We start from the raw sequence: 13,771 nt of genomic DNA, 5'->3' as shown, positions 1-13,771 counted from the left end.
ATTCTTAGATCATTTAGTCTCCTATCTCGCCGACGCTCGGTCGCCTGATATGGAGCTCTTCAATGAAACTGAATTTCCCGCTTCGCCTGCTGGCCGTGGCCTCTCTGGCTGCCGCGAGCTTCCTGGCGCAGGCTGCCGACCTCACTGTCGCTTACCAGACCACCGTTGACCCGGCGAAAGTCGCCCAGGCTGACGGCGCTTATGAGAAAGCCACCAAAGCCGACATCAGCTGGCGCAAATTCGACAACGGTGCCGACATCATCGCGGCCATTGCCTCCGGTGACGTGCAGATCGGTTACCTCGGTTCGAGCCCGCTGACGGCGGCGATCACCCGCAAAGTCCCGGTGGAAACGTTCCTCATCGCCACCCAGATCGGCGCCGCCGAAGCGCTGGTTGCCCGCGACGGTTCCGGCATCAAGACCCCGCAAGATCTGATCGGCAAGAAAATCGCCGTGCCATTTGTGTCCACCGGTCACTACAGCCTGCTCGCCGCACTGAAGCACTGGAACATCGATCCGTCGAAAGTCACCGTGCTCAACCTCGCCCCGCCAGCGATCATCGCGGCGTGGAAACGCGGTGATATCGACGCCACTTACGTGTGGGACCCAGCTCTGGGCGTGGCCAAGGAAAACGGCAAAGTACTGATCACTTCTGGTGAACTGGCCAAGTACGGCGCGCCGACTTTCGATGCGTGGATCGTGCGTAAAGATTTCGCCGAGAAGCACCCGGAAATCGTCACCGCGTTCGCCAAAGTCACCCTCGACGCTTACGCCGATTACCGTAAAGACCCGAAAGCCTGGCTCGCCAATCAATCCAACGTCGACAAACTGGTGAAGCTCTCCGGCGCCAAGGCCAGCGACATTCCATTGCTGCTGCAAGGCAACGTCTACCCACTGGCGGCGGATCAGGTCAGCGACCTCGGCGCGCCGACCACCAAAGCCATCACCGACACCGCAGCGTTCCTCAAAGAACAGGGCAAGGTCGAAGCCGTTCTGCCGGACTACGCGCCGTACGTCAGCGCCAAATACATCACCAACTGATCGGGAGTTAACAGTGATGGCCTTGCTACAGCTGGAGCGCATCAGCGCACAGTACCCGGGCAGCCCGGAACCGGTGCTGGCGGATATCTCTCTGACCCTGGGGCCTCAGCAATTGCTGGTGGCCCTCGGCCCTTCCGGCAGTGGCAAGACTTCGCTGTTGAACCTGATTGCCGGTTTCGTCGAACCGAGTGCCGGGCGCATCACCCTCGACGGCGTGCCGGTCAAAGGCCCGAGCGCCGAACGCGGCGTGGTGTTCCAGGACGACGCCCTGTTGCCTTGGCAGGATGTGTTGGCCAACGTGGCTTTCGGTCTTGAACTGGCCGGTGTCGCCAAGCACAAACGCGAACAGCGCGCCCGCGAGATGCTCGCGCTGGTCGATCTCTCAGGTTTCGAGAACCGCCGCGTCTGGCAGCTTTCCGGCGGCCAGAAACAACGCGTCGGCCTCGCCCGCGCCCTCGCTGCCGACCCGCGCGTGTTGCTGATGGACGAACCCTTCGGCGCCCTCGACGCCTTCACCCGCGAACAGATGCAGGAGCTGTTGCTGCAAGTCTGGCAACGTACCGCCAAACCGGTTTTCCTGATTACCCACGACATTGAAGAAGCGGTTTTCCTCGCCACTGATTTGATTCTGCTCGCGCCGAATCCGGGGCAGATCGTCGAGCGTCTGCACCTGGATTTCGGCCAGCGTTACGCCGCCGGTGAGTCTGCCCGCGCGATCAAGTCCGACCCGCGTTTTATCGAAACCCGCGAACACGTGCTCAGCAAAGTGTTTTCGCAACGCAGCGCCGTTCAACGGCAGGAGCGCGCATGAGCAGTTACGACGTTTCCGCCCCTGCGGTGAAAAGCTCTTCGGTGGCAATCCCGGTGCGCCGCCGCCTCAGCACGCGCTGGATCAGCCTGCTGACCTTGTTCGCCTTGCTGGTGATCTGGTGGGCGGTGACCGCCACTGGATTGATTGAGCCGCTGTTCCTGCCGCCGCCCTCCGCCGTGCTGCAAAAAGGCTGGTTGCTGGCGACTGCGGGTTATATGGACTCGACCCTGTGGCAGCACTTGGGCGCGAGCCTGAGTCGTATCGGCCTGGGCTTGGGTTTTGCGATTCTCACCGCCGTGCCGGTGGGCATCGCCATCGGCGCTAATCGCATCGCCCGTGGCGTGCTCGATCCGCTGATCGAGTTCTACCGCCCTATCCCACCGCTCGCCTATCTGCCGCTGATCGTGATCTGGTGCGGCATCGGTGAGTTGTCGAAAGTGCTGCTGATCTACCTGGCGATTTTCGCCCCGATTGCGATTGCCACCGCGACCGGCGTACGCACCGTCGACCCGGCGAAATTGCGCGCCGCGCAGTCGCTCGGCGCCACCCGCGCGCAGCTGATTCGTCATGTGATTTTGCCGAGCGCACTGCCGGACATTCTTACCGGTGTGCGCATTGGTCTGGGCGTCGGTTGGTCAACGCTGGTGGCTGCCGAACTGATCGCGGCCACCAGCGGCTTGGGCTTCATGGTGCAATCGGCCGCGCAATTTCTGGTCACCGATGTGGTTGTGCTGGGGATTCTGGTCATCGCCCTGATCGCCTTCGCCATGGAAATGGGCCTGCGCGCCCTGCAACGCAAACTGGTGCCATGGCACGGCCAGGCGCACTGATTGTTCAGTATTGACTACCCCGACACATCGGGGCCCCGAAATTGAAGAGAACCACCATGAGCAGCCTGAATATCACCCCGTTAAGCTCGGCCCTCGGCGCACAGATCAGCGGCGTCGACATCAGCCAGCCGTTGAGCCTGGAACACCGCGACGACATCGAGCAGGCGTTGCTCAAGTACCAGGTGCTGTTCTTCCGCAATCAGCCGATCGAGCCGTCGCAACAGGCGCGCTTCGCTCATTATTTCGGCGATCTGCACATTCACCCGATCTACCCGAACGTGCCGGAACAACCGGAAGTGCTGATTCTGGATACCGCCGTCACCGACGTGCGCGACAACGCGATCTGGCACACGGACGTGACCTTCCTGCCGACGCCGGCGATGGGCGCGGTGCTCAGCGCCAAGTTGCTGCCGGAGTTTGGCGGCGACACATTGTGGGCCAGTGGGATTGCCGCGTATGAGGCGTTGTCGGCGCCGTTGAAGGCTTTGCTTGAAGGCCTGACCGCCACCCACGATTTCACTCGCTCGTTTCCGCTGGAGCGTTACGGCAACACACCTGAAGCGCTGGCACAGTGGGAAGAGGCACGGCGCAAGAATCCGCCGTTGTCGCACCCGGTGATTCGCACGCACCCGATGAGCGGGCGGCGTTCATTGTTCGTCAACGAAGGCTTTACGTCGAAGATCAATGAGCTGTCGGAGACCGAGAGCGAGGCGATTTTGAAGTTCCTGTTTGCCCATGCGACGCGGCCGGAGTTCACCATTCGCTGGCGCTGGCAGAAGGACGATATTGCGTTCTGGGACAACCGCGTGACGCAGCATTACGCGGTGGATGATTACCGCCCGGCGCGGCGGGTGATGCAGCGGGCTACGGTGTTGGGGGATGTGCCGTTTTTTCGCTGAGCCCTAAACAGCAAAAGCCCCTCACCCTAACCCTCTCCCAGAGGGAGAGGGGACTGACCGAGTAGTTTTGTCGCTATACATCGACCTGATATACCGAGTCGAACTCAGGCTTAAAAAGCATTAAGATCGGCTCCCTTTCCCCCCTCGCCCCCCCTGGGGGAGAGGGCTGGGGTGAGGGGGTAGGATCCGAATGACACACCCCGCTCGTGATCACTCCGCTGTCGAAGGCTTCTCCCAAAGATTGATCCCACCCTCCTGGGCAAACCCGTCAATCTCCGCCAATTCCTCAGCACTGAAGCTCAAATTCTTCAACGCACCGACGTTCTCGATAATCTGCTCCGGCCGGCTCGCGCCGATCAGGGCCGAGGTCACGCGCGGATCACGCAGCGTCCACGCCAGCGCCAGTTGCGCCAGGCTCTGGCCGCGACGTTTGGCGATCTCGTTCAACGCGCGCACGTGGGCGATGTTGGCATCGGACAAGTGCGAAGCCTGCAACGAACCACCGCCCGGACGATTGACCCGCGCATCCGCCGGCACGCCGTTGAGGTATTTGTCGGTCAGCAGACCTTGCGCCAATGGCGTGAAGGCGATGACGCCGGTGCCGAGTTCATCGGTGGTATCGAGCAGATCCTTTTCCACCCAACGATTGAGCAGGTTGTACGCCGGTTGGTGAATCAGCAGCGGCACTTTCCATTCTTTGAGCAGCGCGGCGATCTCGCGGGTTTTCACCCCGGAATACGAGGAGATGCCGATGTACAACGCCTTGCCCTGCTGCACCGCCGTGGCGAGGGCGCTGGCGGTTTCTTCCAGCGGAGTGTCCGGGTCGAAGCGGTGCGAATAGAAGATATCCACATAGTCCAGACCGAGGCGTTGCAGGCTCTGGTCGAGGCTGGCCAGCACGTATTTGCGCGAGCCGCCGCCCTGGCCGTAAGGGCCGGGCCACATGTCCCAACCGGCCTTGCTCGAGATGATCAGTTCGTCGCGATATTGCTTGAAGTCTTCGCGCAGCAGGCGACCGAAGTTGATTTCGGCACTGCCGTACGGCGGGCCGTAGTTGTTGGCCAGGTCGAAGTGGTTGATCCCCAGGTCGAACGCGGTGCGCAGCAAGGCGCGCTGGGTCTCGATCGGCGTGCTGTCGCCGAAGTTATGCCACAGCCCCAACGACAGCGCCGGCAGCACCAGACCGCTGCGGCCGACGCGGCGGTAAGGGATGGAGTCATAGCGGTTTTCGGCAGCGGTGTAAGTCATCGAATCCTCTCTTGTCTGTTTTGAAATGGGTGTCGACTGCTTCGCGAGCCTGCTCGCAAGGGTGTTACACAAATCTATTGCCGGGTCGGACAAGGCCTAGATTCTGGCGCAACGTCCGGCCCTCGTACTCAGTTCTGAACAGACCACGCCGTTGCAGTTCCGGCACCACGCCATTGGCGAAGTCTTCGAGCCCGCCAGGCAGATGCGGTACCAGCACATTGAAACCGTCCGCCGCGCCCTGTTCGAACCATTCCTGCAAACGGTCGGTGATCTGTTCAGGCGTGCCCACCACACTGTAATGCCCTCGCCCACCGGCAATCTTGCGGCCCAGTTCAACGAGCGTCAGGTTCTCCCGGCCTGCCAGTTCGGTCAGCAGTTTTTGCCGACTCTGCTGACCACTGTCGGTCAGCGGCAGCTCCGGCAGCGGCCCGTCCAGCGGGTACTTCGACAAATCGAAGTTGCCCAGCATACGCCCAAGCAAGGCGACGCCAACTGCGGGTTCGACTAATTGCTGAAACGTTTCACATTTTTCCTGCGCTTCGGCTTCCGTCTGCCCGACAACCACGAAAACCCCGGGCATGATTTTCAGCGAATCCGCGCTGCGTCCGTACTTGCTCAAGCGTCCCTTGAGATCGCTGTAAAACGCCTGAGCGCTGGCCAGTGAAGTTTGCGCGGTGAATACCACCTCAGCGGTTTGCGCCGCCAGTTCGCGGCCGGTCTCGGATGAACCGGCCTGGACAATCACCGGTTGTCCCTGCGGCGAACGCGCGACATTCAGCGGACCTTTGACCCGAAAGTGTTCACCGACATGATCCAGCACATGCAGTTTGCTCGGGTCGTAATACGCGCCACTGGCCTTGTCGCGGTGAAAGGCGTCGTCCGCCCAACTGTCCCAGAGCCCGGTGACGACCTGATGAAACTCGCGGGCACGGCTGTAGCGTTCGGCATGACCTATGTGTTCATCACGGCCGAAATTCAATGCTTCGGCGGCGTTGTCGGAGGTCACCAGATTCCACCCCGCGCGACCGCCGGACAAATGATCGAGAGAAGCGAATTTACGCGCGACGTGATACGGCTCGTTGTAACTGGTGGTGGCGGTGGCGATCAGGCCGATGTGCTCGGTCACGGCACTGAGAGCCGAGAGCAAGGTCAGCGGTTCGAAGTGATCAGACCTTGCCATGCGGCTGGCAATGTCCTGGGTCGGCGCAGCGACGCTGTCAGCAACGAACAGCGCATCGAACTTCGCCGCCTCGGCAATCTGCGCGAGCCGTTTGTAATGGGCGAAATCCAGCCCGGCGTTGGCCGGCACTTCCGGATGACGCCACGCGGCGACGTGGTGCCCAGTGGCCATGAGAAATGCGCCGAGTTTCAGCTGTCTGCTCATTTTTAGAAGTCCTTACGCAGTTGCACGCCGAAGTAGCGTTCGTCATCCCGTGGCACGGCGCGATAGATGTAGTTGCCGCCGCTGGCCAGCAGTGGCGAATAGGACTTGTCGGTGAGGTTCTTGCCCAGCAAGGCCACGCGCCAGCCGTTGCTGTAATCGGCCAGGGCGACGCTGGCGTTCCAGAGGCCGTAGGCGCCTTGCTTGGTGTCGGCGTTCTGGCTGATGTCGTACTGCACTTCGCTCTGCCAGCTGTAGTCAGTGCCGAGTTCGATATCCAGGCCGTTGTCGAGCGGGATGGTGTAGTCGGCGCGCAGGTAGCTTTTCCAGTCCGGGCTGAACGGCAGCGGTTTGCCGTTGACGTTGCACGACGCCGCCGCGCCGGCCGGGCAGGCGAATTCGTCGATGCGTGCGCGGGTGTAGGCCAGTGCGCCGGAGAATTTCAATTGCTGGCTCGCCTGCAAGGCGTAATCGAGTTCGACGCCTTCTGTGCTGACGCTGCCGGCGTTGATCAGGCGGGTCACCACTTGCCCGGCGACGGTGTCGAAAAAATTGGCCTGGTAGTTGTCGTAGTCGCTGTGGAAAACCGCGAGGTTGGTGGTCAGGCGATTGTTCCACGACGTGGCTTTGATCCCCGCCTCCCAAGTGTTGGAGGTTTCCGGTTTCAGCGCTTCGGTGTCGCGCGGCTGCATGTTGAAGAACACGTTGTAGGCCGGGCCTTTGTAGCCGCGCGAGTAGGTCAGATACGTGGTGACCGCGTCGCTCAAGTCGTACTGCACGCCGAGTCGACCGGACCAGCCGTCCTCGTCCACCGAGCCGGAACTGCTGGTCGCCGGTTGAATGCCGCTGACGGTGGTCGCCGAGGTGGAGACGCGGCGGTGATCGTATTCCAGATCATCGTGGGTGTAGCGCAGGCCGGCGATACCGCGAAAGTCCGGGGTGAAGTTCAACGTCGCTTCACCGAATGCCGCGTAGCTGTCGCTGGTGGTGCTGTAGTCGGCAACGCCTCGGTCGGTGCGCGTGGTGGTGGTCAGTGTGCGCTGATAGGTTTCGTCGTCTTTGCCGTGCATGTAAAACAGGCCGCCGACGTATTCGAGGAATTCGCCTTTCGGCGAGGCCAGGCGCAGCTCCTGGGAGTATTGGTCGAAGGCCAGATCGCCCTTGTCCGCTGTGCCGGGGAACGCTGCCGTCACCGTGCCGAGTCGATCGCCATCCTGATACTGAGTGTTATCCCAGCCACGCCATGCGGTAATCGACGTCAGGGTGTAATCGCCCAGTTGCCAGTCGAGCTGGCCGGACAAACCTTTGTTGGTGTCCTCGACGTGGCTGCGGGTGTCGGTGTTGATGTCGCGGTTGTGGCTGGTCGCATTGACCGGGCTCAGCGCATTGGCAAAAGCCGGGGTCAGCGATTTGCTCACCACGCCATTCGGGCCGTCATCGTGCGACTGCATGTAATCGGCGATCAGGGTGAAGGTGAGGTCATCGTTAGGGATGAATTCGAGTTTGCCGCGCACGCCGCGATGGTTGTAGCCGTTAACCTCCTGACCGTTGTATTGGTTGTCGACGTTGCCGTCGTAGCTGCCGAACAAGGTGCTGATCGAGCCCTTGAGCGTGTCCGGAATCAGGCTGCCGCCAATGCCGAAGCGGGTGCGGCTCTCATTGCCGCTGTAGTACGACTGATCGATGTAGCCGTGGGTCTCGGTGGTCGGCGCCTTGCTGGTGATGTTGAGCACACCGGCCGAGGCGTTCTTGCCGAACAGCGTGCCTTGCGGGCCGCGCAGGACTTCGACGCGCTCCAGATCCAGCAGGTCGAGCGTGGACTGGCCGGGACGTGCATACACCACGCCGTCGATCACCGTGGCCACGGTCGGCTCGACGCCGGGCGAGGTGGAAATCGTGCCGACGCCCCGCACGAACAGTGAGGTGTCCTTGTTCGATGCACCGGTACGGAAATTCAGCGACGGCACTTGCTGGACGATGCTCGCCACGCCGTTGCGGTTGTCGCGTTCAAGCTGTTCGCCGTCGATCACCGACACTGCCACCGGCACCTTTTGCAGCGATTCTTCGCGGCGGGTGGCGGTGACCGTCACGGACTTGAGTGTCGGCTCCTGACCAGTGCTCTCAGCCGCGAAAGCATCGGCCAGCGGCAACGCCGCCAGCCCCGTGAACAGCCAGCCCGCAGCGCGAATCGATTGCGCCAGTTTGTGTGTCGCCCCAGGAATGTTGTGCATGTTTGCCCGCTCGAAAATGGCCCTGAACCGCTGCCGTTCTGCGACGACGGCGCCTGTATCGGTGTCTTGGGCATTCGCTCGAGCGAGTAGCAGACATTGCGCTTTGTTAGCGCTAACATCGCCAGTATTGGCAATCCTGGCATAGAGCGTCCAATACTGAAAAATTACTTTTATATGCGTTTTGGTTTTTAAGAAGGATCGCGCCATGAACGAAGAAAAGCCCCGCAAACGCCGTGGCGCCGGACGCGTGACCCTGAGTGCGGTTGCGCGAGAGGCTGGCGTTTCAGCGATCACCGTATCGCGTTACTTCAATCAGCCGGAGCAAGTCTCGCCGGAGCGCCGCGAGCGGATTGCTGCGGTGGTGGCCGAGTTGGGTTATGTGCCGAATCTGGTGGCCGGTGGTTTGGCTTCAGCGCGAGGGAAAATCGTTGGCATGGTGATTCCGAACATCTCCGGGCCGATCTTCGCCAACACCATTCAGGGCTTCAGCGATACGCTTAGCCGTCACGGTTATCAGTTGCTGCTGGCGTCGAGTTACTTCAGCACCGAACTGGAAGAAAACGCCGTGCGAGCGTTTCTTGGCTGGTCGCCGGGAGCACTGGTTTTGACCAGTCATTTCCACAGTGCCGGCACGGAAAAGATGATCGCCGAGGCGGAGATTCCGGTGATTGAAACCTGGGATTACCAGCCGGAACGCCAGCCGATGCAGATCGGTTTTTCGCATTTTGAAGTGGGTGTCAGCGCCGCTCGATATCTGTACGACAAAGGTTATCGACGTATCGCTTTCGTACAGAACAGCGCACCCGGCGACCTCAGTGCACTGGAACGCCGCGACGGTTATGCCGCGACTGTGCGCGAGTTCGGACTGCAACCATGGGTGTTCGCTCCGGACGCTGATCGCGCGCCGTTCGAAGCCGGCAAACAGGCAATGGAAGCCTTGATGAACGCCCATTCACGCCCCGACGCAATCATCTTCGCCAACGACAACCTCGCCGCCGGCGGCCTGCTGGCGGGCCAACGTGCCGGCATTAAAATCCCCGAAGACTGCGCCATTCTCGGCTTCGGTGATTACCCATTTGCCGAGATGCTATTGCCGAGTCTGAGCACCATCAAACCGCCGGCGCTGGAGATCGGTGTACTGGCGGCAACGCGCGTGCTGGAAAGCCTCGGCGTGTTGCCGAGCGACGATGTGCAACGCCTGAATCTGCTGCAGTGCAAAGTCATCGAGCGCGAAAGCACCTGATCGGTGGGAGCGCCGTCAGGTAGACAATTCGCGCAAGGCAGCCGCAGCCAGAAATCCGGAGCGGGAACTGTAGCGCTGATCGCGCCGTACCGTCTGGTCAATACGCTCCAGCAGTTGCTCTGGCAGCGTGGCGTTGAAGCGCACCGACTTGCCGAAATAAGGCGTGATATCAAAGTCGACCACACCCCAGATGCCGCCAGCGTAATCCGGGTTATCGATATGAACATCGATTTCCCGCACTTGCGGCAAAGGCGCGCCATCAGCAACCAATCCCTCGTAATGCAGGGCCAGTGCCTCCTGGGTGTTTTCAAACGCTTCGGCTACCGTAACGCCTGCGGAGAAGCACCCCGGTACATCCGGGACAATCACTCCGTAGTCCGAGTCGGCATCCTTGTGCAGAACGACCGGGAATTTCATGTGGCTGAATCCTTCCTCTGACAGGTCCTCAAAAGGACTTTCGTTTCCAGTCACGGGCTTCATTTCAGGCCCGCCTGTTTCAATATGCTATTGATCGTACCCTTCGGAAGATCCGAATCCGGATGCTTGATCGTCACCCTCCCTGGCTTGTGCGGATGCTTGTATTGATGGTGGCTGCCTTTCACCGCAACCAGATACCAACCATCCTCTTCGATCATCCTGATCATTTCCCGACTACGCATATCCTTCGCCCTGTTCGCCAGCAATGACTGCTGAGTTTACGACTGGCAAAGAATTTTCAATACACACCATACACACTAAGAAAATATTAGTGCATTGTGCAGTCGTGCACTTTTTCACCGATCAGCGGCTAGCCCGCGTCAGCAAACACTTCCCCCAACCAATCCACAAACACCCGAACTCGTGGCGACATGTGTCGGTTGTGCGGGTACAGCACAGATACCGGCATCGGAGGGGGTGGCGTGTCGATGAGGATTTCCTGCACCACTCCCTGAGTAATCAGCGTTTCCATCCGGTAATGCGGGCACTGGATCAGGCCTAGCCCGGCGATGGCTGAGGCGGCGTAGATTTCGGCGCCGAACACCGACAGCGCGCCGTCGATGGCGACTTCCTGCAGTTCGCCGTCGACCATGAATTCGAAGGGAAACAACTTGGCCGTGGTGCGCGAGACGTAGTTCACCGCGCGATGGTTTTTCAATTCAGAGAGGTTCTTCGGCTCGCCGTATTGACGCAGGTAAGCCGGGCTGGCGCAGGTGATCTGGCGCAGGTTGGCGACTCGCTTGCCGATCAGGTTGGAGTCGCCAAGCGTCCCGGCGCGCAGTACACAATCGACGCCTTCGGCGATCAGATCGACGAAGCGGTCGGCCTCGCTGATCGACAGTTCGATGTCGGGATAACGCTCCATGAATTGCGGCAGCGCCGGGATCACAAAATGCTTGGCCAGCGTCCCGTGCAGATCCACCCGCAGCCGTCCTTTTGGCGCCACGCCGCGAAACGCCAATTCGGCCTCCTCCAGTTCCGCGAGCAATTGCACACAGCGTTGGTAGTAAGCCTCGCCGTCCAGTGTCGGCCGCACTTTGCGCGTGCTGCGCTCCAGCAAGCGAGTGCCAAGCCAGGCTTCGAATTGATTGAGGGTATGAGTCAGTGTCGCCCGTGGCAGGTTCAGGTCATCGGCCGCCAGGGTGAAGCTGCTGCGCTCGTATATGCGCACGAACACCTTCATTGCTTTGACTTGATCCACGGCGCTTTCCCCGGCTTTTTATTGTTGGCGATTTTTGAACAGTCAAGGCAACTCTCGCGCATTTATCGGCGTGAGTAAACATGTGAAATTGGCTCCACACCCAATCAACACCTGCACAAGGATCATCGCCATGACTCAGCAAACTTCGAAAGTCGCCCTCGTAACCGGTGCTTCTCGCGGCATCGGCGCCGTGATTGCCAAGCAACTGGCCAGCGAAGGATTCGCTGTCGCCATCAACTATGCGAGCAGCGCCAGTGAAGCCTCGAAACTGGTGGTGGAGTTGCGCCAGGCCGGGCATCAGGCCATGGCGGTCAAGGCCGATGTCGCCAATGCCGGCGACGTGCAGCGCATGTTCGATGAGACCGAGGCGCAACTGGGCAAGATCGATGTACTGGTGAACAACGCCGGCATCCTCAAGGTGTTGCCCTTGGCGCAACACAGCGACGAACTGTTCGAGCAGAACTTCAACATCCACGCTCGCGGCACTTTCAATACCCTGCGCGAAGCAGCGACACGCTTGAACAGTGGCGGGCGGATCATCAATTTCTCCAGCAGCACCGTCGGCATGAACCTGCCGGGTTACGCGGTGTACATCGCCAGCAAAGCAGCGGTGGAGTCGCTGACCCAGGTGTTCGCCAAGGAAATGCGCGGACGCAACATCACCGTCAATGCCGTGGCACCGGGCCCGGTCGCTACTGAGTTGTTTCTGCACGGCAAGAGTGAAGAGCAGATTCAGACCTTCGCCAAGATGCCTCCGCTGGAACGCCTGGCTCAGCCAGAAGACATTTCCCGCGTCATGTCCTTCCTGGTCGGCCCGGATTCGGCTTGGGTCAACGGGCAAGTCCTGCGCGTCAACGGCGGCCTCGTCTGAGCGGCCTCACCCGGGCAAAGGAGAAGAAAATCATGTGTCATCCAGCCAATACCGCCCGCACCGGGCAATCGAAACTGATGTTTACGCTGTTCACCGCGGTGGCTGCCGCCACTGCTGCACTGGCGGCCGGTTCCAGCCTGTTGCTGACCCTGCCAGTCTGGGCGATGTTTGTCGGTTGGGTCGCGTTCTTTAGCCGTGGCCTGACCTTGCGCGACGGCCTGGTGAACCTCGGCTGTGTGCTGATGGGCATCGCCTTCGGCATGGCTGCGGCGCTGAGCATCGGCGCCCTGACGCCCACGTTGGGCCTGTTTGCCCTGCCGGTCGTGGTGTTTGTCGTGGCAATGGTCGTGGTGTCGCTGCGTGCCACCCGGACGATGAACAACCTCGTCGCTTATTTTCTCGGCCTGATCACCTACTTCGCCTCCCACCTGGAACCCTCCCTGGAAAGCTTCTTTGAACTGGGTGGCGCCGGCGCCCTCGGTTCCTTCGCCGGCTGGTTGTCCCACGTCGCGCAACAACGCCTTCCCCGTCCTGCCTGACACCACCCTCACTGTGCAGAGATCAACGCCATGAAATCCGCCATTCTGATTACCGGTGCCTCCAGCGGTTTTGGTGCACTGACCGCCCGCTCGCCCGCCGATCGGGTACGCGCCGAGATGTTCCGCCGCATCGGTCTGGAAGACCTGCTGAAACCGACGCTGCGCTAATGCCTGCCCTGCCACCGATCGTTCCCATGCTCTGCGTGGGAACGATCATTGATGACCCGTGCCTCGGAGCTCCCCATGCGTCAGAATCCGACCTTTTTTATTCCCGCCCTTGCGCCGTTCTATCGCCTCGGTGAACCCGTATCCTATGCCCTGTTACGCGCCACGTACGGTGTGATCATGGTGACCCATGGCTTGCCCAAACTGTTGGGTCAGTCGCACGGTTCGATGGCCGATCCGATGGCCGCGTCGATCAACCTGATCCAGAACGTCCTGCACCTGCCTATGCCGGGCCTGATTGGCCTGCTGGTGGCGCTGCTGGAAGGTGTCGGCGGATTGCTGCTGGCCCTGGGACTGGGCACGCGCCTGCTGGCGGCGCTGATGGGTATCCAGATGCTGACGATCGCCAGTATTCTCGGACCAACGTGGCCCTGGATCGACCGTGGCATCGAATACCCGGTGCTGATGGCGTTTCTGTCGCTGTACATCCTGTTTCGCGGAGCAGGACGCTACTCACTCGACCACACTCTAGGTCGAGAACTCTGAAAGTTGCAGTCGCGAGGACGTCGCCATGCACACCACCATCATCATCTTCTTCGGCCTGGTTCTGCTGACCCTGATGCTCTACATCGGCGAGCGCATCGGCTTCAGTCGCCAGACGATGGCGTACAGCTTCGCCGCGTTATGGCTGGCGCTGACGGTGATTAACGGCGCGGTGGGCGTGGTGCATGCCGGCCAGTCCGTGGGGTCGGAACTGGTAATCGGCAGTGCGGTATTTGGCGTGCCGCTGGCGGCAATGGTGTTGTACATGGTGCTGAGCGCCGAGTCCTGAACA

General features: G+C 60.8%; 16 protein-coding genes. 10 read left to right on the top strand and 6 right to left on the bottom strand.

Going from position 1 to position 13,771, the window contains the following annotated elements; translation table 11 throughout:
• Positions 1–62: 62 nt before the first annotated feature.
• Genes tauA through tauD form a run of 4 tightly spaced genes read left to right on the top strand, consistent with a single transcriptional unit; the run spans position 63 to position 3,580 of the window.
• The gene (gene tauA / locus IAI51_RS16280; RefSeq protein ID WP_187679400.1) at positions 63–1,040 is read left to right on the top strand and encodes a taurine ABC transporter substrate-binding protein; all 978 of its coding nucleotides are present in this window, start codon (positions 63–65) and stop codon (positions 1,038–1,040) included.
• A gap of 16 nt (positions 1,041–1,056) precedes the next feature.
• A complete protein-coding gene (gene tauB, locus IAI51_RS16275) occupies positions 1,057–1,851 on the top strand; it encodes a taurine ABC transporter ATP-binding subunit (protein ID WP_187679399.1) in 795 nt (264 codons plus the stop codon).
• Complete coding sequence (tauC, locus tag IAI51_RS16270; RefSeq protein ID WP_187679398.1) at positions 1,848–2,681, top strand: taurine ABC transporter permease TauC; 834 nt, start codon at positions 1,848–1,850, stop codon at positions 2,679–2,681. Before tauB ends, tauC begins: the two co-directional genes overlap by 4 nt.
• 56 nt (positions 2,682–2,737) lie before the next feature.
• Positions 2,738–3,580 carry a taurine dioxygenase gene (gene tauD / locus IAI51_RS16265; protein ID WP_187679397.1) on the top strand — a complete coding sequence of 281 codons (843 nt, stop codon included), beginning with the start codon at positions 2,738–2,740 and terminating at the stop codon, positions 3,578–3,580.
• A 210-nt stretch (positions 3,581–3,790) separates the two neighbouring features.
• Here tauD and mgrA read toward each other — a convergent pair whose 3' ends face one another.
• From mgrA to IAI51_RS16250, 3 genes are all read right to left on the bottom strand, one after another.
• Positions 3,791–4,828: an L-glyceraldehyde 3-phosphate reductase gene (gene mgrA, locus IAI51_RS16260; protein ID WP_187679396.1), complete on the bottom strand. Its 1,038-nt coding sequence runs from the start codon at positions 4,826–4,828 to the stop codon at positions 3,791–3,793.
• A gap of 64 nt (positions 4,829–4,892) precedes the next feature.
• Positions 4,893–6,212, bottom strand: coding sequence for an LLM class flavin-dependent oxidoreductase (locus IAI51_RS16255; RefSeq protein ID WP_187679395.1), 1,320 nt, complete (start codon positions 6,210–6,212; stop codon positions 4,893–4,895).
• 2 nt (positions 6,213–6,214) lie between these two features.
• Positions 6,215–8,440, bottom strand: a complete 2,226-nt coding sequence (locus IAI51_RS16250; RefSeq protein ID WP_187679394.1) for a TonB-dependent receptor — start codon at positions 8,438–8,440, stop codon at positions 6,215–6,217.
• Positions 8,441–8,645: 205 nt separating this feature from the next.
• Between IAI51_RS16250 and IAI51_RS16245 the strand changes: the two genes are divergently transcribed.
• Positions 8,646–9,683, top strand: a complete 1,038-nt coding sequence (locus tag IAI51_RS16245; RefSeq protein ID WP_187679393.1) for a LacI family DNA-binding transcriptional regulator — start codon at positions 8,646–8,648, stop codon at positions 9,681–9,683.
• A 15-nt stretch (positions 9,684–9,698) separates the two neighbouring features.
• On the opposite strand, the gene IAI51_RS16240 is transcribed toward IAI51_RS16245, so the two are convergent.
• The 3 genes from IAI51_RS16240 to IAI51_RS16230 all read right to left on the bottom strand — a co-directional run bounded on the left by IAI51_RS16240 (position 9,699) and on the right by IAI51_RS16230 (position 11,361).
• Complete coding sequence (locus tag IAI51_RS16240) at positions 9,699–10,163, bottom strand: type II toxin-antitoxin system HicB family antitoxin (protein WP_410458008.1); 465 nt, start codon at positions 10,161–10,163, stop codon at positions 9,699–9,701.
• Complete coding sequence (locus IAI51_RS16235) at positions 10,160–10,342, bottom strand: type II toxin-antitoxin system HicA family toxin (protein ID WP_187679391.1); 183 nt, start codon at positions 10,340–10,342, stop codon at positions 10,160–10,162. The genes IAI51_RS16240 and IAI51_RS16235 overlap by 4 nt, the downstream gene beginning before the upstream one ends.
• Positions 10,343–10,470: 128 nt before the next feature.
• Positions 10,471–11,361: a LysR family transcriptional regulator gene (locus IAI51_RS16230; RefSeq protein WP_187679390.1), complete on the bottom strand. Its 891-nt coding sequence runs from the start codon at positions 11,359–11,361 to the stop codon at positions 10,471–10,473.
• Between the two features lie 130 nt (positions 11,362–11,491).
• Here IAI51_RS16230 and IAI51_RS16225 point away from each other — a divergent pair, with 130 nt between their 5' ends.
• The 5 genes from IAI51_RS16225 to IAI51_RS16205 all read left to right on the top strand — a co-directional run bounded on the left by IAI51_RS16225 (position 11,492) and on the right by IAI51_RS16205 (position 13,768).
• Positions 11,492–12,232: an SDR family oxidoreductase gene (locus tag IAI51_RS16225; protein ID WP_187679389.1), complete on the top strand. Its 741-nt coding sequence runs from the start codon at positions 11,492–11,494 to the stop codon at positions 12,230–12,232.
• Between the two features lie 32 nt (positions 12,233–12,264).
• Positions 12,265–12,771: a DUF1097 domain-containing protein gene (locus tag IAI51_RS16220; RefSeq protein WP_187679388.1), complete on the top strand. Its 507-nt coding sequence runs from the start codon at positions 12,265–12,267 to the stop codon at positions 12,769–12,771.
• Positions 12,772–12,801: 30 nt separating this feature from the next.
• Positions 12,802–12,939 (top strand): hypothetical protein, encoded by a 138-nt coding sequence (locus tag IAI51_RS27835; RefSeq protein WP_222944187.1) that lies wholly within the window; start codon positions 12,802–12,804, stop codon positions 12,937–12,939.
• A gap of 75 nt (positions 12,940–13,014) precedes the next feature.
• Positions 13,015–13,482 carry a DoxX family protein gene (locus IAI51_RS16210; protein ID WP_187679387.1) on the top strand — a complete coding sequence of 156 codons (468 nt, stop codon included), beginning with the start codon at positions 13,015–13,017 and terminating at the stop codon, positions 13,480–13,482.
• A gap of 25 nt (positions 13,483–13,507) precedes the next feature.
• Positions 13,508–13,768, top strand: a complete 261-nt coding sequence (locus IAI51_RS16205) for a hypothetical protein (protein ID WP_187679386.1) — start codon at positions 13,508–13,510, stop codon at positions 13,766–13,768.
• Positions 13,769–13,771: the final 3 nt, after the last annotated feature.

The organism is Pseudomonas sp. N40(2020) (assembly GCF_014472415.1).
Lineage (GTDB): Bacteria > Pseudomonadota > Gammaproteobacteria > Pseudomonadales > Pseudomonadaceae > Aquipseudomonas.
Note: the sequence above shows the minus strand (reverse complement) of the source record. Positions and strands in the feature narration are given on the sequence as shown.

Excerpts from the sequence above, each read along its gene's own strand:
- tauA (WP_187679400.1), top strand. The coding sequence starts at position 63 with ATGAAACTGAATTTCCCGCTTCGCCTGCTGGCCGTGGCCTCTCTGGCT.
- tauB (WP_187679399.1), top strand. The coding sequence starts at position 1,057 with ATGGCCTTGCTACAGCTGGAGCGCATCAGCGCACAGTACCCGGGCAGC.
- tauC (WP_187679398.1), top strand. The coding sequence starts at position 1,848 with ATGAGCAGTTACGACGTTTCCGCCCCTGCGGTGAAAAGCTCTTCGGTG.
- tauD (WP_187679397.1), top strand. The coding sequence starts at position 2,738 with ATGAGCAGCCTGAATATCACCCCGTTAAGCTCGGCCCTCGGCGCACAG.
- mgrA (WP_187679396.1), bottom strand. The coding sequence starts at position 4,828 with ATGACTTACACCGCTGCCGAAAACCGCTATGACTCCATCCCTTACCGC.
- IAI51_RS16255 (WP_187679395.1), bottom strand. The coding sequence starts at position 6,212 with ATGAGCAGACAGCTGAAACTCGGCGCATTTCTCATGGCCACTGGGCAC.
- IAI51_RS16250 (WP_187679394.1), bottom strand. The coding sequence starts at position 8,440 with ATGCACAACATTCCTGGGGCGACACACAAACTGGCGCAATCGATTCGC.
- IAI51_RS16245 (WP_187679393.1), top strand. The coding sequence starts at position 8,646 with ATGAACGAAGAAAAGCCCCGCAAACGCCGTGGCGCCGGACGCGTGACC.
- IAI51_RS16240 (WP_410458008.1), bottom strand. The coding sequence starts at position 10,163 with ATGAAGCCCGTGACTGGAAACGAAAGTCCTTTTGAGGACCTGTCAGAG.
- IAI51_RS16235 (WP_187679391.1), bottom strand. The coding sequence starts at position 10,342 with ATGCGTAGTCGGGAAATGATCAGGATGATCGAAGAGGATGGTTGGTAT.
- IAI51_RS16225 (WP_187679389.1), top strand. The coding sequence starts at position 11,492 with ATGACTCAGCAAACTTCGAAAGTCGCCCTCGTAACCGGTGCTTCTCGC.
- IAI51_RS16220 (WP_187679388.1), top strand. The coding sequence starts at position 12,265 with ATGTGTCATCCAGCCAATACCGCCCGCACCGGGCAATCGAAACTGATG.
- IAI51_RS27835 (WP_222944187.1), top strand. The coding sequence starts at position 12,802 with ATGAAATCCGCCATTCTGATTACCGGTGCCTCCAGCGGTTTTGGTGCA.
- IAI51_RS16210 (WP_187679387.1), top strand. The coding sequence starts at position 13,015 with ATGCGTCAGAATCCGACCTTTTTTATTCCCGCCCTTGCGCCGTTCTAT.
- IAI51_RS16205 (WP_187679386.1), top strand. The coding sequence starts at position 13,508 with ATGCACACCACCATCATCATCTTCTTCGGCCTGGTTCTGCTGACCCTG.